This window comes from Flammeovirga agarivorans, from assembly GCF_012641475.1.
Taxonomy (GTDB): domain Bacteria; phylum Bacteroidota; class Bacteroidia; order Cytophagales; family Flammeovirgaceae; genus Flammeovirga; species Flammeovirga agarivorans.
In genome coordinates this window covers 199,709-226,198 of the sequence record NZ_JABAIL010000009.1, presented here as the reverse complement: position 1 = coordinate 226,198, position 26,490 = coordinate 199,709, and the positions used below count along the sequence as shown (strand labels likewise).

15 protein-coding genes are annotated in these 26,490 nt (G+C 33.8%); 6 read left to right on the top strand and 9 right to left on the bottom strand.

The genetic code is table 11. From position 1 onward, the window contains the following. Window positions 1-156: 156 nt before the first annotated feature. The 3 genes from HGP29_RS23070 to HGP29_RS23060 form a co-directional block, all read right to left on the bottom strand. Window positions 157-921, bottom strand: a complete 765-nt coding sequence (locus HGP29_RS23070; RefSeq protein WP_168884815.1) for a hypothetical protein — start codon at window positions 919-921, stop codon at window positions 157-159. 113 nt (window positions 922-1,034) lie between these two features. Further along, a complete protein-coding gene (locus tag HGP29_RS23065; RefSeq protein ID WP_168884814.1) occupies window positions 1,035-1,640 on the bottom strand; it encodes a PH domain-containing protein in 606 nt (201 codons plus the stop codon). A 176-nt stretch (window positions 1,641-1,816) separates the two neighbouring features. After that, window positions 1,817-2,995 (bottom strand): tyrosine-type recombinase/integrase, encoded by a 1,179-nt coding sequence (locus HGP29_RS23060; RefSeq protein WP_168884813.1) that lies wholly within the window; start codon window positions 2,993-2,995, stop codon window positions 1,817-1,819. Between the two features lie 118 nt (window positions 2,996-3,113). On the opposite strand from HGP29_RS23060, the gene HGP29_RS23055 reads away from it, so the two are divergent. Then, window positions 3,114-3,530 carry a hypothetical protein gene (locus tag HGP29_RS23055; RefSeq protein WP_168884812.1) on the top strand — a complete coding sequence of 139 codons (417 nt, stop codon included), beginning with the start codon at window positions 3,114-3,116 and terminating at the stop codon, window positions 3,528-3,530. Between the two features lie 701 nt (window positions 3,531-4,231). Further along, complete coding sequence (locus tag HGP29_RS23050) at window positions 4,232-4,951, top strand: FISUMP domain-containing protein (RefSeq protein WP_168884811.1); 720 nt, start codon at window positions 4,232-4,234, stop codon at window positions 4,949-4,951. Between the two features lie 33 nt (window positions 4,952-4,984). Here HGP29_RS23050 and HGP29_RS23045 read toward each other — a convergent pair whose 3' ends face one another. The 4 genes from HGP29_RS23045 to HGP29_RS23030 form a co-directional block, all read right to left on the bottom strand. Next, window positions 4,985-7,660, bottom strand: a complete 2,676-nt coding sequence (locus HGP29_RS23045; protein WP_235958338.1) for an alpha-amylase family glycosyl hydrolase — start codon at window positions 7,658-7,660, stop codon at window positions 4,985-4,987. Between the two features lie 383 nt (window positions 7,661-8,043). Continuing rightward, window positions 8,044-9,318 carry a TolC family protein gene (locus HGP29_RS23040; RefSeq protein ID WP_211093388.1) on the bottom strand — a complete coding sequence of 425 codons (1,275 nt, stop codon included), beginning with the start codon at window positions 9,316-9,318 and terminating at the stop codon, window positions 8,044-8,046. 41 nt (window positions 9,319-9,359) lie between these two features. Continuing rightward, window positions 9,360-12,392, bottom strand: coding sequence for an efflux RND transporter permease subunit (locus HGP29_RS23035; protein ID WP_168884808.1), 3,033 nt, complete (start codon window positions 12,390-12,392; stop codon window positions 9,360-9,362). A 6-nt stretch (window positions 12,393-12,398) separates the two neighbouring features. Next, the gene (locus tag HGP29_RS23030) at window positions 12,399-13,427 is read right to left on the bottom strand and encodes an efflux RND transporter periplasmic adaptor subunit (RefSeq protein ID WP_168884807.1); all 1,029 of its coding nucleotides are present in this window, start codon (window positions 13,425-13,427) and stop codon (window positions 12,399-12,401) included. Between the two features lie 271 nt (window positions 13,428-13,698). Here HGP29_RS23030 and HGP29_RS23025 point away from each other — a divergent pair, with 271 nt between their 5' ends. Together HGP29_RS23025 and HGP29_RS23020 are read left to right on the top strand one after the other, a co-directional pair. After that, window positions 13,699-14,871 carry a thioredoxin fold domain-containing protein gene (locus HGP29_RS23025; protein WP_168884806.1) on the top strand — a complete coding sequence of 391 codons (1,173 nt, stop codon included), beginning with the start codon at window positions 13,699-13,701 and terminating at the stop codon, window positions 14,869-14,871. Window positions 14,872-15,051: 180 nt separating this feature from the next. Beyond that, the gene (locus HGP29_RS23020; protein WP_168884805.1) at window positions 15,052-16,737 is read left to right on the top strand and encodes a glycoside hydrolase family 43 protein; all 1,686 of its coding nucleotides are present in this window, start codon (window positions 15,052-15,054) and stop codon (window positions 16,735-16,737) included. Window positions 16,738-17,497: 760 nt separating this feature from the next. Here HGP29_RS23020 and HGP29_RS23015 read toward each other — a convergent pair. Then, window positions 17,498-18,508, bottom strand: a complete 1,011-nt coding sequence (locus HGP29_RS23015; protein ID WP_168884804.1) for a LacI family DNA-binding transcriptional regulator — start codon at window positions 18,506-18,508, stop codon at window positions 17,498-17,500. 387 nt (window positions 18,509-18,895) lie between these two features. Between HGP29_RS23015 and HGP29_RS23010 the strand changes: the two genes are divergently transcribed. Together HGP29_RS23010 and HGP29_RS23005 are read left to right on the top strand one after the other, a co-directional pair. Further along, window positions 18,896-19,687: a DUF481 domain-containing protein gene (locus tag HGP29_RS23010; RefSeq protein WP_168884803.1), complete on the top strand. Its 792-nt coding sequence runs from the start codon at window positions 18,896-18,898 to the stop codon at window positions 19,685-19,687. A gap of 115 nt (window positions 19,688-19,802) precedes the next feature. Beyond that, window positions 19,803-22,157: an arylsulfatase gene (locus HGP29_RS23005; protein ID WP_168884802.1), complete on the top strand. Its 2,355-nt coding sequence runs from the start codon at window positions 19,803-19,805 to the stop codon at window positions 22,155-22,157. A gap of 62 nt (window positions 22,158-22,219) precedes the next feature. On the opposite strand, the gene HGP29_RS23000 is transcribed toward HGP29_RS23005, so the two are convergent. Further along, window positions 22,220-26,488, bottom strand: a complete 4,269-nt coding sequence (locus tag HGP29_RS23000; protein WP_168884801.1) for a caspase family protein — start codon at window positions 26,486-26,488, stop codon at window positions 22,220-22,222. Window positions 26,489-26,490 lie beyond the last annotated feature (2 nt).

Genomic DNA, 26,490 nt, shown 5'->3' with positions numbered 1-26,490 from the left:
TCAATCCTTCAAATCTATGAGCCTTAAGCCATCTATATTCAATTGGTAGTTTCATATTAATTGCCCATAACGAATTTGCTAAACTGCGAGCGAGGACGTGTCGGCCGAGACTTGCTGTTTTAGCTGGTGTTGCCCACTGTTTAGGTGTTTTGTGATTTAATATGAAAGATAATATTTTATTAAAAGTTTATCTTCATCTCTCCATTTAATCCATGCTCTGAAATTTTTATTTTCTTGGACTTCCATATCTTTATCAAAGGGTGAATATTTTACTTTAATCCAATTTCCTTTAAAATCTAAGACTACCCAGCACATTTCTTCCTCAAAGACAATATTTGCTGAAGAATCAGCTAACGCTCTAGCAGGATTATTTTTTATACTAAGTTGACTTACACATATTGTGCTTTTCAAATATTCCGTCCATGTTTCAAAAACAAATTTATCAGATTCCTTTATCCATAAAGTTTTGTGTGATTTTTCATTTACAACAACTTCATAAAAACCATTTTGATAACCAAGACAATTAAAATGAATTATGTAATCTGGTTCATCAATATAGTAATCAGTGATTTTTATAAATTTGTTACCTTTTACTTGAACATAACCTCTGTTCTCTTCATTCCAATTTAACTCTAACTTTTCTGATGGTTCAGTAGTAGAATTAGGAGATTCATAAAATTCTAAGTGATAACTATTCCCTCTATGAAGATCGCCATCATAACTTAGTAATACCTTTCCAATTCCGTAATTTGATGTTACAAAATTTGAAGTATCTACTTCAGTAAGTATATTATCTTCTTTTGATAAATCTGTATGATTTTGTCCAATAGTTTCATTTATTTCTCTAGTCTCTTGTTCATCGTTTTTAGATACACAAGAAATTATAATAAAGGACAAAAATAAATATTTTATCAAATTCATTTTATTAGTAGATCGACTTTAATAGTGGGCAACGTAAATGCTAAACTACGACCAGCGGGCGTGTCGACCGATGGATGGAGGTTAGCTATTGTTAGCTTGCGTTTATTCTAAGTTTAATTATCTTTTTGTCTATTACTAGGTTTAGTTCCAAGTTTTGAAGTATTTGAGTCTTGAAAATCAGATGAAACTTGTTTAACCATTTTATAAATAGACAATACTTCTTTTATAGAACTCCATTCATCATAGAGTTTTGTTGTATTACCTTCATCACTCTTCGTCCTACCACTAAAAAATCTTATTGTTCCAACTTTAAAAATATTATCAATAAAATTAGTTTTAGTTTCTAATTCTAAAATTTTATCCAAATCTATTGTCTTGAAATCAACAAAAGAATATCCTGAACTAAACATTACTCTTTTATTTGTCAAAGCAAATGATGTATTAGAGTAATTGAATATGTTATAGAAGATTTGATATAAACCAGAAATTATTGGAGCAATAAAAACAACCATTAAAAACCAATAACCAGAATCCATATTTCTATCAAAGTCCCCAAAATAATTAATAATCAAAATAACTCCAGGAATAATCAATCCAGATAAAATCTGATACAAACCAACTAATATAAAAGGTATAAATTCAGGTTTATTTTCCCATAAAATTTGTTCATCATTATCTTTTACTAAATCAAATTTGCTTTTAGAGTTTTGTCTATTCATTTGGTTTTTATTCTATTGAAGATTTTTTTGGTTATAAAGCCATATGCAAGCTAACATTATGTAAGAACAATATTACATAATATCGTAATATTTTATGTTATTGTGTTATTGCATTTATGCAATCTTATGCCTGATGGGTCTTAGTCCAAAAAACTAAACTCCCATCATACACATATTTAAAAGTCATCCAATGGACTTTTAATATCACTAACTACCTTGGTACTCACATGAGTATATATTTGAGTAGTTTGTGGAGAATTATGTCCAAGAAGAGTTTGTATATACCTTAAGTCTACCCCATTCTCTAATAGATGTGTGGCAAAGCTGTGTCTTAATGTATGGACTGTAACCTTCTTCATAATTCTGGATTTATTTATTGCTCGTTTATAGATTCTCTGAATACTCGTTCTGCTATATTTCCCTCCTTTATCTCCTTCGAAAAGATATTTCTTCGGTTTGTATTGCTTAAAATATTCTCGTAGTATCTCTAAGTTCTTTTTAGAAAGTAGTGTATTTCTATCTTTATTGCCTTTTCCTCCTTCTACCCTAATTAACATACGCTGTGAGTCTATGTCTTTTAACTCCAAATTGATAACTTCTCCTATTCTTAATCCAGCAGAGTAGATTGTCATTAATATAGCTCTATGTTTTAGGTTTTGAATATTTAAGAAGATGCTTTTTACTTCTTCAGTGCTTAAAACAACAGGAAGTTTTTCTCTTGGTTTGGGACGTTGGATATTATAGAAGCAATAGTCTCTTTCCAACACTTTTTCCAAATAAAACTTTACTGCATTTAATGCTTGGTTTTGATAAGAATCCGAACAATTTTTGACTGAAACTATATGAAATAGAAACTGCTCTAATAAATTTTTCGATTTCTGACCTTCAGTAATAGTCCGTATATCTTCACAGCCATTTTTTCGAGCATATTCAAGAAACCTTAAAAGCATTGAAGTATATACATTTGCTGTGTTTAATGAATATCGAAAAACTTCTAGTTTTTTAACTAGAGCAACTAAATGTACTGCATCTTCTTTGGCATATTGTTTTTGTATTTTTTTATACAAACTCTGATAATTATTTTCCTCATGGATTGTAAGTACTTCTTTATTGCTGCTTTGAAAAAGTGCTTTAGTATCCACCCATGCTATACCTTTAAAAGTAGTGAATACTGAATCTATGTTACTTCGATCATTCGGTATATAAATACATTCTAAGTTACTATCCCATTTTACATTGGGCAGTGTTTTTATCAACTTCTTAATCCCGTCTGTCATGGGAAAACTTAGCTTAATTACCTTTTTATTCTGAATCTTTATCGGATTTAGCCGAATAGTAGCTTCTGTTTTAATCATTTTGAAAATTTTGATTTTGTGTTTGTCAAATCTTCAAAAAAAATTACCTTTAGCCGTATATTAAACGTTTAGAAACGTTTATATACACATAAATTAGAAACTGACTTAACGATTAACGATGAACTCTTCAAATAATAGGTTATGCAAAGAATGTAACCAGCCCATACTATATGGTCGAAAGGATAGGAAATTTTGTTCAGCTGAATGTAAATCTGCTTATCACAATAAAAATTATCAGATTAAATTTAGAAATAAAGCAATACATGAAAAGATCATTCAAAATAATTATCATATACTAAAGTCCTTCTTTAAAGAAGGTAAAACTGTTATCAGAAAATCATCATTTGATGAATTAAACTTTGAGTTTAATTACTTTACGACAATCTATAGATCTAAAAAAAGTATTTATTTCTTTGTTTATGATATTGGATATGCACCAATAATAGATCACAACGGCATCAGAAAATTACTAATCGTTGAATATCAAGAATACATGAAAACTTATCGTTTTGATGCTTGGCGAAATATCAAATAATCTTCACTGATTAAATGTATAATTGTAATACGAATAAATATTTCAATTCACCGTAATTTAAGTATATCAGAAGAAAACCAACTAATACGAAATAAGTCCTACATGACTTAAATAGTATATGGAATCTATCTGAGTAAAACGTTTACTTTTTGAAATTAGGAACGGACTTGTAGTTTTTGTTCCAAAGTGTAGATATCAGGGTAATTGTTACGTATACAATCACACCTGAAAAAGAACATTGGTATTAGATTTCAATATTCTGTTAGTGTATACTTCTTATTTGCTTCTATAACGCCTTTTTCATATTTAAAGCTAGTCCTTCAACTAGAATAACAAAATTCTATAGTTGCACTTTAAATTAAGTAATCTGTTGAGAGTAATAGTTTGTTGAATAGCTTGATGAGAATTGGTAATCAGCATGATAGATTAGTTTATTACTATTTTTTGAAGTATACAAAAAAGTTTGCGTTTGTAATTTTGATAAAATAATCAGTTTGCTTTTGACACAGCTTCGCCATGTCAGTCACACAAGGTATAAATTTTTTGACTTTTATTAAGAAGTATTTTCAACTTTTTGATAAAATGAAACTTTATCATAGAAAAAATTAAGTTTCAATTTCAATCAACTCTACCTTTATATCATTAACTATACAGTTTCAACTGCTAATAATAAATACTTTCTATTACTTCTTAAATTAAATATGCTAACTCAAAACAATTTCTTTTGCTACCTTTTATTTGTTTGTTGTTTGGGGTGTACCTCCAAAATTGACCAACAACCTTTTGATTTTGATGAAACGAGTGTAGAAGAAGCATTTACGTTAAGTGCACCCAATTACCATGACAATAAGTTCTATAAAAAACCACAATACTTTATTGATGAACGTAACCAAGAAAAATACCCAACTGTACAAATAAAAAATTCGATTTGGCTCGCCGAAAACATACGGTACCCGTTAAAAGGGTCGATTGAAGTTGAAATAGAAAATCAGAAGGATAAGGAAGTATTGTATTTTAACCATCATATAGAAAAAGTCTGCCCGAAAGGATGGCATGTTCCTACGGATGAAGATTGGGATTCTTTGGAAATCTTTTTGGGATTAGAACAAAATATTGTGGAAGAAACTGGTTGGAGAGGTCATCATTCTATAGCATTAAAGGCCGCTCAATATTGGCCAGTTAAGAAAGAGAGAAATAAGTTTTCTTTTAATGCCATCCCTACTGGTTTTTACTTACAAAATAATGGACATTTGGGTCGACAGCATTGTACTGGTTATTTTGCTATAGATTTAGAGGGCAATGTTTGGGAAAGGTGGATTATGAAAAATGTTAGCGGAGTATCCAAAGTAGCTGTAAACGAAAATAATACTACGGCATTACCCTGCCGATGCGTCAAAAATAAAGAAAAAACGGGTGTATGACATAAAACCATACACCCGTTTTATTATTTTAATTTATTGCTTAACCCAAATCATTAAAGATGTTGATGGAAGGGTAAATGAGGTAGTTTGACCTCCTTTTAACTTCATCATAGACTTTTTGTCTTTGACACCTTTTTTGATGTTCACTTCATTTGTATTGGCAATTAATTTCCAATTTCCTTCTGGTAAAGTAATATCATTAAATGATCCTTCTTTTTCTCCAGAATTCAGAAGTACAAATACTTTATTATCGACAATATACCCTAATAAATTATCTTCTTTCGGTGTGATAAACTGGTAATATCCTTCTGCAACTTCACCTCCTGTTCTAAAAACTTTACCATATTCTGACAGGCGGAATTCGTTCATGCCTTTCCAGAATTTATACATGTTTTTATAATCATTTGTATTGCCCTCTTTAGGCATCTGCCCTACGGTCTCCCACTTATATTGGTTGGCAGTTCTGTGGTTATAAGTATCTCTATATCCATGCATATACACCTTATATCCTTTATTTGTAGTTTTTACTACTTCTTTTAAAGGAGCATCCGCTTTAGAACGCATAATTTCTGAACCACCGTTAGTAACGATTGGTCCTAATGATGTATATAATAAAGTAACGGCTATCTTATAATTATCTTGATCTACACTTGTACGACCGTCAAATTTTTCGCCACCAAATTGGTCAGATAATGCAAAGTTATCATGAATATCCAAGTAGGTGATACCTGAGTTAGGAGTTTTATCTTCTTTGTTTGAATTTTCAAGACCTCTCATTACAGCAGCTCTTTCATCAAACTTACCTCCAGCCCATCCTCTATCTGTAGCTCGATCCGTTAGTTTAAAGACTGGTCCTTTGTATGCTCCTCTAGAGTCATCTTGGAAGAATGTTATTGGTGAATCTTCTTTGTACCAATCCCAATCTGGGTTTGCTTCAAACTCAGGGTCATTAGAACCAATCCAAGGCTCACCATATACGATTTTGTCTTCACCAATAGCATTCTTTAATGCGATTAATGTTTGCTGATCTACTTGACCCGCTAAGTCAATTCTAAAACCATCAATACCAAATTCTTTGATATAATATTGGCATTGATCAATCAACCAACGTTGTGTCATCGGACGATTTTCTGTTTTCACCTCGTTACCATAATCCCCGATATGTTCCAAGTCTTTTGTTCTGTAATAATACTGTTTATCGATACCATTGAAGTTGAAAATCCATGAATTCCCATCCATATTTTCTGCAGTATGGTTCGGTACAATATCAATAATTACAGCAATATCTTTGTCATGGAAAGCTTGAACCAAATCTCTGAATTCATTACGCTCCTCACCTGCTTCTTTACCTAAAGAACGGTAACGAGTTTCTACGGCCATGGCATGAGATGTTCTATACCCCCACTGGTAGTTTTCTTCGCTTACTCCTTGAGAAATCATGTACTCATCATCTTTAAAAGAAGCTTTCCAATCGTCTGTTGGGTAATGAATATATTCTTGGATTGGCATTAAGTGAACGGTGTTAATTCCTAAATCAACTAAGTAATCAAAACCAATTTTTTCACCTTTCTTATTTTTCAAACCTGCTTTATGCATCGCTGGTAATCTACCTTTAATGCTTTCGTCAACCGGTAAATTATCGGTAAAGTCCTGAACATGTACTTCATAAGCAATTACATCTTCCATTGCTGGAATACCCTGAGCTAATGGAGTTGCAGGTACTGTACGGTGCCAAATTCTACATTTTCCCCAAGTATCATCACTTACTCTAGCATATGGGTCTGATACGTGAACATTTGTAGTCTCATAGAATAGGTTACCTGGATCTTTGTGTCCATGGATAGTAAAATCGTACCACACACCATGTAAATCCTTATCAAAAAAGGCTTCCCAAACACCGTTGATATCCTCTTTCATTTCAATGGTTTCGTAGGCCTTTTTATCGTCTTTTCCTTTATATAAGTATAACTTCACCATAGTTGCTCTTGGAGCAAAAAGACGAACCGTTGTTTTTCCATTATCAATATTTGCACCTAACTCTTTCGTTGAGAAAGTCTCTCTGAACCAACCATCAAATGAACATAGTGCCGATAATTCTTGCGATGGGATGTGCAGGTAATAAACTCTCTTTTTATTAAGGGGAGTCTCTGGCGTAATTAAAGTTGTTGTAGAACCGTTGGGTAAAACTCCTGCTACTTTTATTGTATCTCCTGCAGCACTAGTAATAATATAATCAGAAGGATTTAATGGACGGTCGCCCACAACATCAGCCCAGATCAGGTTTTCACTTTTTAATTCTGCTTTTAAACCGGGAAGTACGGCATCTTGCATAAATACAAGGTTACCACCTTTCTGATTGGGTGAAACGGATGCAGGTGATAACCATTCTCCATCATTAATTCTGAATTTAAATTCGGCCTGAGGAGAAATAACCTCAAAATCTTTGTTATTGAGTGTAAGAATCCACTGACCACCAATTTTTTTAAGTTGCCACTGCGAATCGTCCATGTCACTGCTCCATCCTCTAAATGAACCTGTAACGGTCACCTGAGTTGGATGCTTATCATAAATTTTCTCATCGAAAATAAAGGTGACATCATCACTAAATATTGCATATCCTTGGTTGATTTGTTGACCAGTAAACGACTGACCAAAAGACACAGTAGATATCAATAAGAATGTAAAAAGTAGGACTTTTCTTATATCCATTTTCATATACTATAATTGAATTGAAAGGTTATTTTCACTCAAATATAATTTAATTTTGGCAATGAATAGGGTAATTTAAATCACTCAAACCACATCAAAAAATATCATTTTTGTACTATTCTAAGAATAAATTTTCAATGTATTAAAATCTTATGTTTTTCAATCGGTTGTGATATTTCTTCTACCATGTTTTTTTGAAGACGAAAAAAATTTAATCTTACATAAAATTTTATTTTTTTATAATTTTTTAATCTGTAAAACATGCTTCGGTGAAAGGATGACGTCACAAAATAAAAGAAGCCACCTTTCTAGAAATTATTCCAAAAAAGTGGCTGGATTCATTTTTAATTTAATCCGTTAGATTACACGGTAGTAGTTTGAAGTTAGTTCGTTGTTAAATGTCCGATTGCGCGTAAGTAATAAGTATATTGTATTTTCGTTTTCAATTTACTTTGGATGTACTCAATGACAGCTTGTTCTAAGTATAACTGTGCATCGATTACTTCTAAAATATCAATTAACCCTTCATCAAACCTTTCTTCTAATGTAGCTGCATTTTCTCTTGCCTTCGCAACAGATGTTTGAGCAATTTCTGTTTCCTTAATACTATTTTCCCAGGCTACTCTTTTTTGTGCTATTTCCAAATCATGAATTTCTCTGGTTCTCTGTAGTTGCAACTCCTGATTACTTCTTTTCAACTTAGAAGCTGTCACCATTTGTTGTTTTTTCCCTGCATGATAAATAGGAATACTCAACATTAAACCTGCTTGTACATTGGGAACTGCACCTGGCTGAAAGTTATACCCTGGAGAAGAAAAAGAACCTGTTCCGACTGCAGAAAGTTGTGGTCGATATAACCCTTTGGTGATATTGATATCAGATTCTGTCGATAACAACCTTTTTTCTTCTAAATGATATTCTGGTCTATCGATAGCAAGAATTACGTTACTTATTGGTGGCTCATGAACGATCGAATCACTAAGCTCCAACATCGACTCAAATTCTCTACCTAATAGTCTATTCAGTGACATGGTAAAGACTTTTAAATCGTTTTCAGATTGTATCACTGCAAGATTTGCTCTGTTCACTCGTACTTCGGTCATTAAAAGATCACTGCGGTTTACAGTACCTACTTCAACTTTGTGAGCGACCAACTTCTCTATTCTAGTAAGATCATCTCTGTAGCTATACATAGCATGAACAAGTTCTTTCTGTGCTACAGATTTCCAATACTGGAGATCGGTCATTTGTACCACATCCAATTGAGTAATTTTCAATTGATCCAATGACATCTCTTGTTTTATTGCTGCCTTATCCTTTCTTTCTTTTAATACTCCACCTCTATAAATAGGTTGAGTAACGGAAGTATACAAACCATATTGATGATTAGCGCCTTGTCCAAGTTCTGCTCCTGCAAGATCCCCTAATTGTTCAATATCTGGCAATGTCATCATCATTGGGTTTTGAACATACCAATAATCGGCAGAAGCATTTACCTTAGGCATTAAATCTGCCACACTCATTTTATATTGTCGGTAGCTGATTTCAACATTGTTTTCAGCCATTTTTATATGCTGTTCATGATCCAATGCTTCTTTTCTGTATTCATTTAGAAATGGATCTTGGAAGTTCTGAGCAAAACCAACACTCGCTATCATCAGCAAGTGAATTATTAGATAATTCTTATTCGATAACATGCTTATTTGATTTTGATTTGATAGAATAATGCGTAGAAAACTGGAACGGCTAATAAGGTTAAGAATGTTGCAAAGCCTAGACCGAAAATAATGGTTACAGACATGGCTCCAAAGACACTATCTGGCAGTAATGGGAACATTCCAAACATAGTTGTAATCGCTGCCATTAATACCGGTCTTGTTCTTGAAATCGTTGCATAAATAATAGATTCCAAATGCGATTGCCCCTCTTTTCTTTGAATGTTTACCTCATCGAGTAAAACGATAATGTTTTTGATCACCATTCCAAGTAAACCAATCCAACCAATAAAAGACATAAAGTCAAATGCTTTACCCAACCCTACTAATCCGAAGATTACTCCAATAAGAGATAAGGGTAACAATAAGATGACAATCATTGGTTGTTTGTAGTTTCCAAATAAAGCGATCAGGATGGCAATAATTAGCATAAATGCTAATGGGAAGAAAGTAACAATCGCAGACACTGCTTCAGATTGGTTTTTCTTTTCTGCATCCCACATTAAACTATAGCCGTCTGGCAATTCGATGGCTTCGATTTTAGATACAATATCATTCTGTAGTTCAGCTGTAGTTATCCCATCTTTTGGATCACATAACGCTGAAATGGCTCTTTGTCTATTGTATGTTTGAATAATAGGGTATTCATAATCTACCTGCATTCCTGTTGTAATCTGCTGAAGTGGAACGGTTTTATTTCCAGATAAAACACCCATATTTTCCACCTTAGTGATATCAGCTACTGTCCCCTCATTCGTTTTTAACATGATCGGCATCAGCTCATTTTCTTCTCGGTAAGTACCTACCGGGATACCATCACCCATAATTCTAAATGAATTGGCAATATCAGTTCTTGTTACCCCTGCCCTTGCTGCTTTATTGTTAGAATACATTGCATTCCAATTGGGAGACATATTAAACCAAGAACTATGAACATGTCTTGATAAAGGACTTTCCCTCATAATATCCATCGCTACATGGTGCAGAGAGTCTAATACCTGAATGTCTTTACCCATAAACCTCGCTTCAACTTTACCATCTAATGGAGACATCACAGAATATAATTCAGGACGTACAAAAAGCTCTGGGAAAAGGTCGTATTTCTCTTCTTCTAATCGTTGAAAGACTTTTGATACATTATCAAAATCATCACATTCAACAATAAAACTTAAAACATTGGATTGAGGACCATAAGCAGAAGATGCTAAGAAATATCTCGGTGGAGTCATACCAATGGTCATAGTCACGTCATTAACTTCCTCCTGAGCTTTTAACCAATGGTATACTTTGTCACCTTGTTCTTCAGTATATAAAATATACGATCCTTCGGGAGCAAATGCATTGATTTTAAATAACCGTTTCTCTAATTCGGGCATAAATACAATTTTCATGTATTTCGCGGTAAATAAAGAAGATGCAAATAACCCAATGATAATGGCTAATGAAGCGTATTTATATTTGATTGAAGTTCTTAGAACCGATCGGAAAATATCATAGAATTTTCCTTGGTATAAACTCCCCTCTACCTGTGCATTATTATCATCTTTGATAAAATCATCACACACTAAAGCCGATTGAGTTAATGCGAAGATCCAACTTAGTGATAACGATATGGCCAATACTGAAAATAAAGATGATAGATATTCACCAGTTGCATCTGGTGAAATACGTATTGGTAGGAAAGTCAGAATTGCAATTATAGTCGCCCCTAATAATGGCCAAGCAGAAGATTGTGCCGCTTCTAAAATGGCTTGACGCTTAGGTACTCCTTGCTTGATTTTCATTAAGATTGATTCTATCACAACTATAGAATTATCTACCAACATACCCATTGCGATAATCAAGGCGGCCAGTGATACTCTTTCCATATTGATTCCGAACACTAACATAAAAATAAGTGTACCGAGGATGGAGAATACCAACCCAGAACCTACCAATATGCCATTTTTTAAACCAATAAAGAACAGTAAAATAAGTACCACTGTACCGACTGAAGCGATCAAATTAAATATAAACCCATCATTTGCCTCCTTTGATTCAGCTCCTTGATTATAGATATTCTTTAAAAGAACTCCTGCGGGTAAATCCTGCTGTAATTTTTCCAATCTTTGTTCTACCGCAGCACCCACTTCTACCACATTAGCACCGGCTGAGGCAGAAACGGCAAACCCAACTGCTGGTAAACCTTGAATCTTCATTTTAGAAGTATAGGGAGTAACATAGCTTTCTTCTACAGTTGCAATATCTTTTAACTTTATCTGTTCTCCATTCTCAGTACTTACCAAGAAACTTCCTATTTCATTTACTGTGGAGAAGTCCCCACCGATTTTAACTCTTAAGCGTTGTTTTTCTGTATTGATGAACCCTGCATTCACCAATTTATTTTGTTTATTTAAGGCATTCATCACTTGTTCTAATGAAATGCCCAATTGGTTCATTGCTGTGTAGGACAGTTTAATATCGATGCTTTCTTGTGCCTTTCCAAAAAGGGTTACTTTCGCAACATTTGGCACTTTTAATAATTCTTTCTTAAAATCATCAGCGATATCATTCAGTTCTCTGTAAGAATATCCTTCCCCATAAATACCATAGAATAATCCCAGTACATCTGCAAAGTCATCATTTACAATTGATGGGTGTGCACCTGTGGGCAATTGAGGTTGAATGTCGCCTACTTTTCTTCTTAAAACATCCCACATTTGTGGAATTTCATCTCCTGGAACAGTTTTTTTGAGTACTACCAGAATTCTTGATACTCCCGGTCTGCTATCAGAATCCAAGTAGTCTAAACCATCCATTGCCTGAATCGCTTCTTCCAACTTGTCTGTTACCTGTTGTTCTACTTCTTCAGCAGAAGCACCCGGATATTGAGTTAATACTACAGCCTGTTTAATGGTAAAAGGTGCATCCTCTAACTTTCCTACTTTTTCGTAAGAAATGATACCTCCTAACACCACCAAGGCTAATACAAACCAACTAAATGGTTTGTTCTCTATGGTGAATTTCGTAAGGTTCATATTTGATTAATTGGCTGTAATGATAGAATTGTCTTGTATAGTTCTTACTTTCTGTCCATCTGATAAGAAAGTTGCTCCAGCGGAAACAATAAAATCTGCAGGTTCTTCTATTTGAACCATCATCTTATTATCGTTGAGTAGCTTTTCGATTTTTACTTGAACTGGAGATAATGTCTGATGATCAGGATGCACCCCCCAAACGAAACGTTGTCCATTCGGGGAAGCCATCACTGCGTTAGTCGGTAGTATAGCAGTATTGAAATTGATAGTAGTTAGATTAAAATATAACTCAGCAGTCATACCCGATAAAAGTGATGTTTCATGATTATCCACCTCTAATATCATTGGATATGCGTAATTAATATTTTCTGTATCGTTTGAAATTTCGATAATTTTCGCCTGGAAAGTTTTCTTCGGCATACCATCAAAAACGACTTGAATATGGTCTATTTGTTCTTTGTTCAGCACCATCTCTTCTGGCACATTACACAATACTCTTACCTTAGAAAAATCTTGCAGAGTAATTATCCTTTGTGATGCTCTAACATGTTCGCCTTGTTCTACAGATGTTGTCTTCACATAACCCGAAAATGGGCTAACCAAACGCGTATCCTTCAATGCATTTTCCGCATTATTAAGATTTACCTTTGCCGTTTCGAAATTTAGGATAGCTTGGTCGTAATGCTGTTTTGATATATTATTGCTTAGAAAAAGCTTTTTTGCTCTTTTCTTTTCAAGCTTAGCCATCTGAAACGAAGCCTCTGCTTTTTGTACTGCTAACTGAAAATCTCTTTGGTCTATTTGCCCGATAAAGTCGCCCTTTCTAATGTATTGACCTTCTTCCAATGTAAATTTTGACAAAGGGCCACTGACTCTAAAAGATAAGTTAACTTCTTTATTTGGTGCGGAAACACCTGTTACAATTTTTGTTTTGTATTGGTTGGATTCGTTGAGTTGAACCACTTTTACCAATTGTGGTTTTTTGTTCTGTTCTTCTTCCTTTTTGGAAGTACAGCCCACGAGAAATGTTATCAAAAGTAAGATAATGCTGTAGTAATTGTTCATCTGAGATGGAAAATAAGGTCATTGATTATGTACATTTTGTTATACACCAATATGTTCATCAATGATGCTGATTCTTACTCAATCCACTTTTTTGGGCTTTGAAGCCGACAATCTTACAGATGAAGCCGTATCATTTTGGTATAAACTTCAGGTTAAAAAGCGTTTAATTTTCTTCAACTTCATCCAATTCGGCTATCTTGTAGTACAATTTAAATATTTAAATCAACCATAACGACTTCCAATGAAACTAATTTCAACTTTATTCATTCTATTGTCCGTCTCTCTTTCTACTTTCGCACAAGGTATCCAATTCTTCGAAGGAACTTGGGAAGAAGCCAAAGCCGAAGCAAAGAAACAAAACAAGCACATCTTTATGGATGCTTACACTACATGGTGTGGTCCTTGTAAAATGCTAAAGAAAAAGATATTCCCTCAAGATGAAGTTGGGAAGTTTTACAATGAAACTTTTATCAGTGTTGCCTTTGATATGGAAAAAGGTGAAGGTATTGAGTTGGCCAAAGCTTTTGATGTTAAAGCCTACCCTACACTTTTATTCTTTTCAGCAGAAGGAGAATTAGTCCATAAATCTGTTGGAGCCCCAGAAGCAGCGAAATTTATCGAAATAGGAAAAGATGCTGTAGATCCTTCAAAACAGCTTTATGCATTAGAGAAAAAAGCCTTAAAAGAGAATGCAAAACAGGAAGATTTACAAAACTATATCAAGGCTGCAGGCCAGGCATTTACGTCTAATGATGTGATCTTGAATAAATGGCTGAAAACATTGTCTGATGATGACTATAAAAATGAGGAGATCTCAAAACTTATATTAGTAAGTAGCTATGATGCTGATTTGAACTCTGCTATCATTGATGTCTTACCAAAACTAACAATTGATACAGATGAAGCTTATCAATCGATGGCATACAATACCATGAGACCATTGATAAAAGGTGAAGCTTCTAGAAAAGAATGGGAAGCTTCTTTTGATGTGATCAGAAAGAAAGTACCAAGCCACCTTTCAGAGAAAATTATCTCAAATTTCAATATCAATTATTATTTCAAAGCTGAAGATTATCAGAATGCAAGTATTGAAATTGATAAAGCTGCTGCTGCTCTTAAAGTAAAAGAACCACTAATGGCGAGTAATATGCTCAATTCTTTTGCATGGAGATATTATGAACTAGGTCTCGACACAAAGTACATCAAAAAGGCACTTACATGGGTCAACCAATCGGTAATGATTGAAGAAAATTATTACAATCTAGATACCCAAGCTCATATTTGTTTTTCACTTGGAAAATATGATAAAGCACTAGTAGCTTGTGAAAAGGCCATTGAAGCCGGAAAAAAGAAAGGTGATGATGTAAGTGGTACCGAAAGTTTATTAGCAAAAATCAAAAAAGAGATGAAGTAATTTCTCTTATATACCATAATTAAAATAGGAATCTAGTAGTATTATTGGATTCCTATTTTTTTTCAATCGATTGCGGCAACGGTTTTTTCATTTCTCATTTTTACATTAACTGCAAATCTATTTACTTGTAGTCATAAATAAGCCAGAAAACAGAGCACTTTATTAATCGCGTTATTATCAATGAAAAGATTATTATTACTACTCCTTTGCGTTTGTAGTTTATCCGCTTTTGCACAAACGTTTAAGAACCCTATTTTACAAGGTGGTTACCCAGATCCATCTATTACCACGGATGGTGAATATTATTATATCGTCAATTCTTCTTTTGAGTACTTCCCGGGACTACCCATTCATAGAAGTAAAGATCTCGTTAATTGGGAGTTTGCAGGCTATGGCCTACATCGTATCGACCAATGTAATGGTAAGATGAATCTAGTGGACGTTCAGCAAAATGGTGGTATACATGCTCCAACGATTCGTTATCATAAAGGTAAATTCTATATTATCACTACCAATGTGTATTTACCGAATAAAGAAGGTGCTCCAGCAGAAATGATTAATTTTATTATTACAGCTGACAATATTGCTGGTCCTTGGTCTGAGCCACATATTATAGAGGGAGCTCCTGGAATTGATCCCGATATTTTCTTTGATGAAGATGGTACTGTTTGGTTTACGGGTACTCATTCTCCAGAAAACCCTAACTATGAAGGAGAAGGAGAAATATGGACTCAACAATTGGATATCGTCAATTGGAAATTAAAGGGAGAAAGACATTACCTCTACAGAGGTGCTTGTGGTGGCGTCTGGGTTGAAGGGCCTCACCTTTATAAACATGATGGCCGCTATTACCTAATGGTTGCAGAAGGTGGTACTAGTTACAACCATGCCATGATGATTGCTGTTAGTGATCATATTACTGGACCGTATGTATCCAACGAGAGAAACCCTATTCTTACAACAAGAAATCTTTCCTACGACAATTGGGTAAATTCTACTGGACATGCTGATATTATTCAGTTAAAAGATGGTCGTTGGTATATGGTGGCTTTAGGTATCCGAGGAGATGAAGAAAGAGCATCAAATATGGGTAGAGAGACATTTCTGATACCTGTTCAATGGGAAAAAGAAACTTTTTGGTGGAAAGAACCTAAATATGAATGGCCTGTTGTTGCTCCTGCCACTGGTAGAGTAATGAAAGAAGAAGCCTTACCTTTTGCGGATCAACCACAGATGAGAAATGATGCGTATGAAGACAACTTTGATCAAGCAATTTTAAGTTATGAATGGAACTTCAGAAGAGTACCAAGAGAGAAAACGTATTCCTTAGATACTCGAAAGGGATATTTACGTTTATATGCCCATCCACAAAAGATCGCGCTAAGAGAAAGAGCTTCTTTAATGGGTATTCGCCAAAAAGAAACAAAGTTTGAATATTCTGCCAAAATGAATTTCAAACCTAAAAAACAAGGTGTTGAAGCAGGTTTAAGTATTTTCCAAAAAGATGATAACTATATCAATTTTACTATCGTCAAGAAAGACGGTGTTTCTATGATCCAGTTAACTGTTGCTGAGAAAAAGCAGGCACCAAAAGTAATCAAAACTACGGCACTTGATAGTTATGAAGGAGATGTAATTCTAAAGATAAATGCTAGAGGAAATGAATATCAATACTTATATTCATTAGACCAAGGTGCTACATATCACCTTCTAGGTACTACACCTACGAATATACTTCTCAGCTATGGTTGGAATAGTGGCTATACAGGAGCATATGTAGGCATTTATGCTACTTCTAATGGTGGTAACGCAAAAGAATATGCTGATTTCGATTGGGTTAATTACAAAGGGTTTGAGCAGGAATGAGTTCTGTCATAAATCTGATGATCACAGCTTTTGTCTATTGATGAAGGCTGTGATTGTTTCAAGAAATATGTGACAAAAAGTACTTGAACATAAGTACTTTTTAGTGGGTAAAGAATCATGATAACAGTCACATATATTTATCTTTTTAAACTACTTTATTCTTTTCTCCAAATATATCATAATAATGTATTTGAGAGTATCCCCCTTTTTGGTGATTTTGTATAAATCATACAGTTATCTAAAAGTAAAAGCCTCAATATGAGGCTCTACTAAGCTAAATAACTTTATTAGAATTAAGGATACAGCTAAATAGGTGTATCAATAACTCAGATAACTAAAATTATACTGTGTATTCAGAGTAAAGAAGTCATAACTAAGTATAACGGTCATTTATGTTTTATTTTAAGAGAAGATATCAGAGAGAGCCGATTTACTAATACAACTTAAATCCGTATGATTTGGATAGAAAAATGATTAAACTTTTATCAGATGAATAGATCCCTGAAATAGGAACAGACATACTACAACATTAAGAACTCACTTTCAAAGTGCAGTATGCTGTTCGCTACTTAGGTTATTAAGCAGTGTTACGATAAAATAAAATTTATCGATTTTGTCAGTTGAATATTTCTGAAATCTCCTGTTGTTAATCTCCGCTATTTTTGTTCATTTCAATTTTACTTGTAAGACAAATTTAGAAGTAACACTAGGAAAGATCAATGCAATGGTTTGCACAACTATTATCGTTTTAGAACCTGATTTAACAGCTTTCTCTCAGTACTAATGATGTTTTTGTTTTAATTGTCTGATACTCTATTGGTTTTTTGTTTTTCAGACATGAAATTTCATTTAATAATAGGTCTACAGCACTTTTACCCATATCCCCCGAAGATTGATCAACACTACTTAGTTTAGGAGTGGTATACTGACACATGGGAGCATCTGAGAAACCAATAACGGCTACTTCAATAGGAACCGGTATATTCCGCTGTTGTGCAAATTCAAGGTATTCAAAAGCGTAATAATCATTAAAGCAGAAAACAGCATCATAATGATGTTCCAATGCTATTAATTTATCTTTTACCACCTTTTCTGATTTACACTGAATGATATAATTTTCTTGAATCGGTATTCCTTCACTTCTTAGGGCTTCTTCATACCCCTGCCTTCGGAAAAAAGCTGTTGATACTTCTTCTGGACCTTCTAGATGTATGATATTTTTTCTTCCAGAGGCTATAAGATGCTTAACAGCATTAAACGCACCTATGTAGTCGTCGGATATCACAAAGTTGGCATCTACAGATTCTAATACTCTATCTAAGAACAACATAGGAATCCCTTCATCATTAATATCATTGATAAAAGAGATGTTTTCATGATCAAAACTTATGGCAGCAATTATTCCATCCACATGACTTTTTGCCAGTTCCCAACAGGCTTTTTTTTCCTGTTCAGCTGTTTTACCAGACCGGACAATAATCATTTTATAGCCTCTAACGAAAAGCTCTTCCTCTATACTTTCCAGTGTTTTAGAAAAAAAGACATCTCCGAAAGTGGGTATAAGGACACCGATGGTTTTTGTCTGTTTCTGAAGTAAACCTTTCGCAAAAGGATTCGGATGATACGATAGGTCTTTGGCCAAAGCCTTTACCTTCTTTTTTGTTTCTGTAGGAATTCTAGGGTGATCGTTTAAAGCCCTAGATATGGTTGATGTGCTCAAATTGAGCATAGACGCAAGGTCCGATAATTTAATTCGTTGGTTAGGTTTCATTTAGCTTAGTATAGAATCGATTGACAGAGTCTGATTTAATATTCGAAGTAAAGATACCAAATTCCGTTATTCCTCTATAATCCTCCTTCTTAATGATTTCCAATAAAAAAGAAACTTCTCCCTTTTAAGAAAAAGGAGAAGTCTATCAAATCTAATCTATTTATCAAGAATACTATCTTAGTATTGATATGATATTCAGTAATAAAAAAATGGTAGTGGGTTAATAAATTATTTTATTCTCTCTCTATAAATTATGCTACAAATGTAGGAGGTTAAAATTCAGTGGGCAATGCAATGGTTTGCACAAAAAATTCGGCTGTAAATAATGATTCCCTATATTTGTAGGAACTTTCACAAACTAAGATTACGACAATACTTCTTTTCAAAATGAAGAACTTTCTGTACATTTTTTTTACTGTCTCCCTATTTTTTATCCATATCACATCAAAAGCTCAGATTCTGAATGTTGAGAAGTCACGTTTAGATGTTGGTGATTCTTCTAGATGGGTTGGTAATATTAATGTCAACTTCGAACTGATCAACCAACAAATTGAGACTTATGGTGGAGGTATTAAAGGAAACTTTGCCCATGTCGGTCAAAAACATGATTTTATCGTTCTAGCTGACTTGTCATTATTAAATTCAGAAGGTTTTGACCTTTTACAGAATGGTTTTATTCATATTAGATCAAAGTTTAGAAAACATAAGCGTCTATCATTTGAAGCTTTCACACAAGCTCAGTATGACCAAGTAAAAGGTATGAATGAAAGGCTGTTATTAGGAGGAAATGCCCGATGGAGATTCTTCAGAAAAGAACATACTGTACTAATTTTTGGCGTAGGTACCTTTTATGAAATAGAAGATTGGCGATGGGAAGAAGTGACAGATACCGAGACGATCATAACAACTGCCAGTCCTAAATTATTCCGTTCTAATCTATATCTAAAGTATAGACTAGACTATAATGAAACAGTCTATTTAAACTTTATCGTTTACCATCAGAGTAGCTTTACTGATGCTCAGAATTACAGAATTAGTGGAGAGACAAATATCAACTTTAAGATATCTTCTTCACTTACCTTCAACAATAAATTTACATTATGGTATGATAATCAACCCTATGTACCCATCGACCAACTCAATTATACTATGAAAAACGGTATCATTTATAAGTTTTAAGGTAAAATTCAGCACCTCATCATTTTGCCTGTTTTATACCAATCGAATCTTGGAATATAACAGTAATTCACTTGTCTTGTAAGCTACATTTGTACTATCAACAAAAACAAAAAGTATGTTTACAAGAAGATTACGAAAAAGTATTAGTGCAATTGTATTAGCTGCTGCTTTGCCACTTACTTCAACAGCTCAAGAAGTAAAAGGACTTACAGTACATGAATCCAAAGATTCTGCACCAACACAATTAAACTTTAGAGAAAATAACTTAGGTGAAGCTCCTAACATTGTTCTTATTTTATTAGATGATGTAGGTTATGCCCAAATGGGACATATGGGTGGACAGATTGAAACACCTGCTTTCGATGAAATTGCAGAAAACGGTTTAACCTATTCTCGTTTTCACACCACTGCTTTATGTTCGCCAACAAGAGCCTCTTTATTAACAGGTAGAAATCATCATAGAGCCGAAACAGGTGCTATTATGGAAATTGGTACCGGTAACGATGGCTATACTATGAAACTACCAAAAGAAGTTGGTTCTTTTGCTAGAGTTCTTCAACAGAAAGGATATTCTACCTCTTGGTATGGTAAAAACCATAATGTACCCGATTGGGAGGCTTCTTTTACTGGCCCTTTTGATCGTTGGCCCAATGATCTAGGTTTCGATTATTTTTATGGATTCTTAGGTGGTGACACTGACCAATTCCACCCTGCCTTAGTGGAGGATAGAAAAAGAATTGAAGCTCCTGAAACTAATGTTGACGGTTCTCCTTATCACTTAACCACTGATATGGCTGATAAGGCGATCAACTATATTCAATCGGTCAATGCTGTAGCTCCAGACAAACCCTTTTTCGTTTACTTTTCACCTGGTGCAGTTCATGCTCCACACCAAGCACCTGCAGAATATATTGAAAAATATAAAGGTAAATTCGATGCCGGTTGGGATGTTTACAGAGAGCAAGCTTTTAACAATATGAAAGCAAAAGGTATTATTCCAGCAGATACTCAATTGACTCCACGTCCTGAATCGTTGCCTGCTTGGGACTCTTTAACGGATGAACAACGTATGGTTTATGCTCGAATGATGGAAGTTTTCGCTGGGTTTACTGAGCATACCGATACCCAAATCAGAAGGTTATACGATGCTGTAGAAGATATGGGCAAGATGGACAATACTATCTTTGTTTACATTGCTGGCGATAACGGTGCTTCTGCAGAAGGTGGAATTGAAGGCTTATTGAATGAGATGGCTTTCTTTAATGGTGTTCCCGAAAAATGGGAAGATAAAGTGGAGGCTGTAAAAAGTAATCGATTAGGATCTGAAGATTATTTTAACCATATGCCTGCTGCTTGGGCTTGGGCAGTCAACTCACCTTATCAATGGACCAAACAAATTGCTTCTCACTTAGGTGGTGTACGTAATGCTATGGCTATTTCTTATCCGAATGGTATTGACGAAAGAGGTGAAGTAAGAACTCAGTTTGCTCATGTTACTGATATTGCTCCTACTCTATTAGAAGTAGCTGGTATTGAAATGCCAAAAGAAATTGACGGTGCTCCACAAGAACCAATTGATGGAACATCTTTAGTGTATTCATTTAATGATGAAGATGCCGCTGAAACACATACCACTCAATATTTTGAAATCCTTGGTAACTTAGGTATCTACCATGATGGATGGTGGGCAGGTGCAATGCGTAATATCCCTTGGGAGTCGAATTCAACGGGTCAAGTGAATATCACAGATATGGAATGGGAGTTATATGACCTTTCTAAAGATTTTTCACAATCCGAAAACATGGCTGAGAAAATGCCAGAAAAGCTTGAGTACATGAAATACTTGTTCTTCGCAGAAGCAGCCAAAGGTAATGCCTTACCAATTGATGATAGAAGAACTGAGCGTTTCCGTTCATCATTTAGACCATCGCTAACGGCAGGGTTAAATGAGTTTAGATATCCAAATGGCTTACGTATTCCTGAAGGAGCTACTCCATTTACGAAATTCCAATCACATACTTTAGAAGCGAATTTAGATGGTTACAAAAAAGGAGATCAAGGTGTATTAATCACTCAAGGAGGTCGATTTGCAGGATTTGTATTAAGAGTAGATAAGTCGGGTTATGTATACTATGAGTATTGCAATAGTGTAGACAAATTCTCCATCAAATCTAAAGTAAAAGTACCTTCTGGTGTAACAAGTATAAAGGCGGAAATAGTAATGGATGAAAAGAAACCATATACTCCAGCTTCAATTAAATTGTTTGCAGATGGTAAAGAGATAGGAATCGGTAGAGTTGATAAAACTGTTCCTAACCTATACTCACTGGATGAAACATTAGATGTAGGTAAAGATTCTGGTACAGCAGTAACAGATAATTATAAAGTAAAAGGGTCACAGTATTCAGGTATTCTGAACTATGTTCAGTTGAATATTATTGATAAGTACGGTAATACTTTAAGCAAATAAGTAGAACATATCAATTTATTAAAGGTCAAACTCGCAGTGGTATTCTATCGCTGTGAGTTTTTTTATTTGAATAACACCTCTTCTCTCAATTTTAAAAGTCCTTTCTGAAATAATGGAACCTGATAATACCCTGATTTATTTTCTCCAACATTGATCTCTCCTTCTACTGTATTATCTGAGTAAATGAAAATTCTTAGTTGATGGTCTACAATTGCAGCAGATTCTACATTGTGATTTAATTTTAAATGAGATTGTTGCACTCCATTCTTATCAATCACATAGATATTGTTATCTACTACTCCTGTAAACAGTTCATGTTGGCTATTGTAGTTTAAAGTCGTAAATGCTACATTTTCATTGATATAACTCAGCTTTTGCTCTTTTGAATAGTCAAAAAAGAAAGATGATTTTTTATTTTGTAATACTATTAAATTATCACTCTTATATACTACCTTTAAAACATCTTCTTGGTTATTTAATGGTAAGGTAATTTCCTTCAGTACAGAATCTTTAAAGATCCACTGATAGCCAAAAGAAGAGTTTTGGGAATTTCTTCGGTAATATTCCTTGACTAATTCCACCGTATTTCCCCTAACTTTCAATTTAAATTTATTGAGTTTGGTTAGACTAGTTTCTTGTTCGATCGGTAATAATTTCTGATTTTCAATATCTAATTCATAGAGGTAATGATTTGTTTTTAGTAAATATCTTTTACCATCATATATTAGATCTTGCAATGAAGGAGAATACTGTTTTGTTCTTCCCTTACTGTAATAATAGACCTCTTTCTCGGGTTGAATCAAGGCTACTTCTTCTAATGAGTTGATAGTATTCACCTGTATAAAATCTTGGTCAGTTTTATGAGCAATCAATTCATGATCAAAAATAATATTACTCGCAGAATAATTAACTTCCAATTTATTGTAATTAGTCAGGTTGATAAAGATTGATTTCTTACCACTTCTCCAACTAGTAAGGAACAAAATGTTATTGGCTACATCATAATTAAATTTGAATTCATCCGGATGGTATTGATCCTTAAATGTATATATTTTCTGGGCTGTATTGATGTTATAGATCTCAACTGTACTCTTTTGTAGCTGAGGTTTAGATGAATTGAATAGAATAATTAGGCTATCATTAATATGAATATAATGTTCAATGGGAGTATAAACATTAGTCTTTTTTCTATTATATGCTTTTACTTCATCTGAAAGAAGAATTGGAATATACTCTAAGTTGTTTTGTATAACATTAGACTTTTGGATGGGTACTTCTGAAACTCTAGAAAACTTTTCTTCAATACTATCCCGTTGAACAACATTCATAGCAAATTCGTCTTTATTACTTCCATAAAAAATCGAATCACTGATTGTATTGAGGAAAGCTGTTGATGGTGTACCATCTAATGATAAAAACTGAATAGTCTGACTATCTTTTAAAAAAATTTTCTTGATATAGGGCCCTTTTGATTGACCATCTTTATTCAACAGATAGATAAAATGAGAATTACTGTTCCAAGCATCTAACTGAAAAGAGGTTTCTATGTTTTTGGTTGTCAATAAAGAATCAGAATTGATGAGTTGAATGTTTGTGATATCTATCCAATGTTCACCACTCCAATGATAAATTTTTGTTGTATTCTGATCACTGTAAACAAAACTTGTTTCATCTAACTTATAGATATAATGTTCCATCTGATCTGTATACTCAGGCATGGCAAACTGGTGGGTAATATCTCCCTTTTTATTGATTTCATAAAGTAAAGGTGACTGTTTTTCACTATCAAACGCTGCAATTATACAGTGGTTTGATTTTATACTTTCAATGGCATTTATATACTCTGTGGTTATAAACACCTCTCCTTTTAATCTTTTAACTATCTGACCTTTATGATTAAAAATTCTCGGACTTCGATTGAGCATTTCAGAAGACTCTATACCTATATCACCATAAATAAGATAAGTATCTTCAGTCAGAAATTTCACTTCTCTTACAATATGAGAGCCATTTAAAATGGGGTCTGATTGGAACAAATATGCCTCATAGATAAAATCATTATTTATTACTGAGAAATAGTAATTTTCATAGGCAATTATCAGGTGCTTGTCATTAGGGCTAGCAAATAAATAAAGGGACTCATTCAGGGGAGTTTTGATTTGATGAAGTACCTCTCCTTGGCTAGAAATCTGCTGTAGAAATCCTTTGGTTAATAGGAAGAACGACTTCTCATCTTTACCAGCCAACATTTTCACATAGTCTGTGCAACGAAAACGCTTTATTATTTTATTTGAATATAGGTTTGTGAGTGTAATATCATTCTCATGAGCAATAACAACAATACTATCCTCTAGCACTATATAGTCTTTTGGGTATTTATTTTCGGTAGTAATAATTATCCCTTTAGAATTGCTTTCTACCTTTTCTACTCCTGTGGTATCGTTTTTTAGGTGTTCCCTTACAAGTTCGTTAGATGAGTTGGTATAAAATATATCACACAACGTATCTGAATTGATAATAATATGAGCCTCCTTATCACTATTTTTCACTTCAAATACTTCTTGACCAAAATTGTTATAAATAGTTTGGTGAGACAAACGATAGTTTTGAAGTGTATTGTATTCGTTGGTTGTTTGCTGTCCTTTTAAATTATAGCTTTTGAAATAAATGGGTGGGTCTGATGGGTAAGTACTCAGGTCATCTTTATAGTATTCGAAAGTGATATGATTCTTATTAGTAAAATCAATGGAACGAAGAGCCGTTATATCACCTATCTGAATTTCAGTAACTAACTTTTTTCCTTTGTAGAGTGTATGGTGATTTAAAGAAGAGGGAAGCAGGACATATTCATTATCTTTTGCTACTTTAAAATTTAAATGAGAAGGTAAATTTAAACTTGATTTCTGCTTCAACGGTATTGAATATTTCTCATCTAAATTTCCATCCAAAACAATAAAACTACTGCCTTTATGAATATAAATTTGGTTGTTTTGAAACGTAACCTGTAGTATTTTCTCCGCTTGTGTATCTGTTCTTGATGTAAGTAGATTTCCATCAAAATCAATAATCTGAATTTGTTGATTACTGATTAATACAATTTTTTGATTATCATAATCGACATCAAATAATCTAATTGGTAAATCATTAATGACAGCAGACGACTCACTGACTAACCGTTCCTTTTTTAAGGGTAGCTTACTTAATACTTGCTCAAAATAAAGGGAATCATTTTCGAGCATCATTTTGTAATAAATATCCTGTACGACAGTATTACTAGAATCTAATTGGTATGCGTCATCTAGGTATTGAACGACCTTACTATAATTTTTATGGAAATAAGCTTCTCTGGCTTTCTGAACAAGTACCAAACTTCTTGATTCTCTCTCTTTCTTTTCTGCTTTTTGTTTAAGGTTTTTCTCTTCCAGGATTTTATTTACTAGTGACGAATTGTCTTCACTTTTAATACCGCCTATGATAAATTCACTTCCGGGTTGGTTATCGCCGAAATATCCATAAAGTGATTCTGTGATATTTAGTTGTGCCTGCTGATGTAGCCAAGATAAAGTAATAGGGTGCCCTTTATTATCTCCATGTTCCAAAGCATCTAGTAATAGATAACAAAACGGTGAATGCTTTTCAGCGTATCCATCAGGAACGGGTTCTAATGCCCCTGAAGTCAAGAATAATCTAGATTTTTTAGCTAGTTTTTGTCGGGCAAAATCTTGACTGCTTTTCCCTTGATATACTTGAGTATTACCAGACCGATAAGACCCCACCTTACTATTAAAAGTCCCTCCAAAACAAACATCCAATATAATACCGACATGTTTTGATGGTAAAGCATTCAAGATATTATTCAGTTGTTGATACCCAAGATAAGTACTTCTAGTTAAGTCTTCAGAAGGAATTTTTGAATCTTGAAACACCAAAAATCCATCATCATAAATTGTTTTATCATAATCTCCATGGCCAGCAATAAACAGAAGAAACCTATCATTACTTTTTAGCTTTTTATGGTAAGAGATTAATGCTTTGAAAACGTCATTCTTAGTTGGAGATAATAATAACTGGGTCGTAAAACCATACTTTACATTTAGAATCTCTTTGATACTTTCGGCATCATATTCAGCATTTTTTAAATCTCCCCAAACTGGTTTTCCTTTGTACTCGTCTGTTCCGATTACCAAGGCATATTTTTTACTATCGATATCAACGGATTGTGAAGTCGATTTCAGTTTAATACCTCGATCAGGGATGGGCATTTCCTGAGCAAAAGTAAGTAGTGTAAAAAAGGTAAATATATAAGTTAAAGCGTAGTTTCGAAAGTCCATTC

Coding starts and splice junctions, on each gene's coding strand:
- HGP29_RS23070 (WP_168884815.1), bottom strand. CDS start 921: ATGAATTTGATAAAATATTTATTTTTGTCCTTTATTATAATTTCTTGT.
- HGP29_RS23065 (WP_168884814.1), bottom strand. CDS start 1,640: ATGAATAGACAAAACTCTAAAAGCAAATTTGATTTAGTAAAAGATAAT.
- HGP29_RS23060 (WP_168884813.1), bottom strand. CDS start 2,995: ATGATTAAAACAGAAGCTACTATTCGGCTAAATCCGATAAAGATTCAG.
- HGP29_RS23055 (WP_168884812.1), top strand. CDS start 3,114: ATGAACTCTTCAAATAATAGGTTATGCAAAGAATGTAACCAGCCCATA.
- HGP29_RS23050 (WP_168884811.1), top strand. CDS start 4,232: ATGCTAACTCAAAACAATTTCTTTTGCTACCTTTTATTTGTTTGTTGT.
- HGP29_RS23045 (WP_235958338.1), bottom strand. CDS start 7,660: ATGGATATAAGAAAAGTCCTACTTTTTACATTCTTATTGATATCTACT.
- HGP29_RS23040 (WP_211093388.1), bottom strand. CDS start 9,318: ATGATAGCGAGTGTTGGTTTTGCTCAGAACTTCCAAGATCCATTTCTA.
- HGP29_RS23035 (WP_168884808.1), bottom strand. CDS start 12,392: ATGAACCTTACGAAATTCACCATAGAGAACAAACCATTTAGTTGGTTT.
- HGP29_RS23025 (WP_168884806.1), top strand. CDS start 13,699: ATGAAACTAATTTCAACTTTATTCATTCTATTGTCCGTCTCTCTTTCT.
- HGP29_RS23020 (WP_168884805.1), top strand. CDS start 15,052: ATGAAAAGATTATTATTACTACTCCTTTGCGTTTGTAGTTTATCCGCT.
- HGP29_RS23015 (WP_168884804.1), bottom strand. CDS start 18,508: ATGAAACCTAACCAACGAATTAAATTATCGGACCTTGCGTCTATGCTC.
- HGP29_RS23010 (WP_168884803.1), top strand. CDS start 18,896: ATGAAGAACTTTCTGTACATTTTTTTTACTGTCTCCCTATTTTTTATC.
- HGP29_RS23005 (WP_168884802.1), top strand. CDS start 19,803: ATGTTTACAAGAAGATTACGAAAAAGTATTAGTGCAATTGTATTAGCT.
- HGP29_RS23000 (WP_168884801.1), bottom strand. CDS start 26,488: ATGGACTTTCGAAACTACGCTTTAACTTATATATTTACCTTTTTTACA.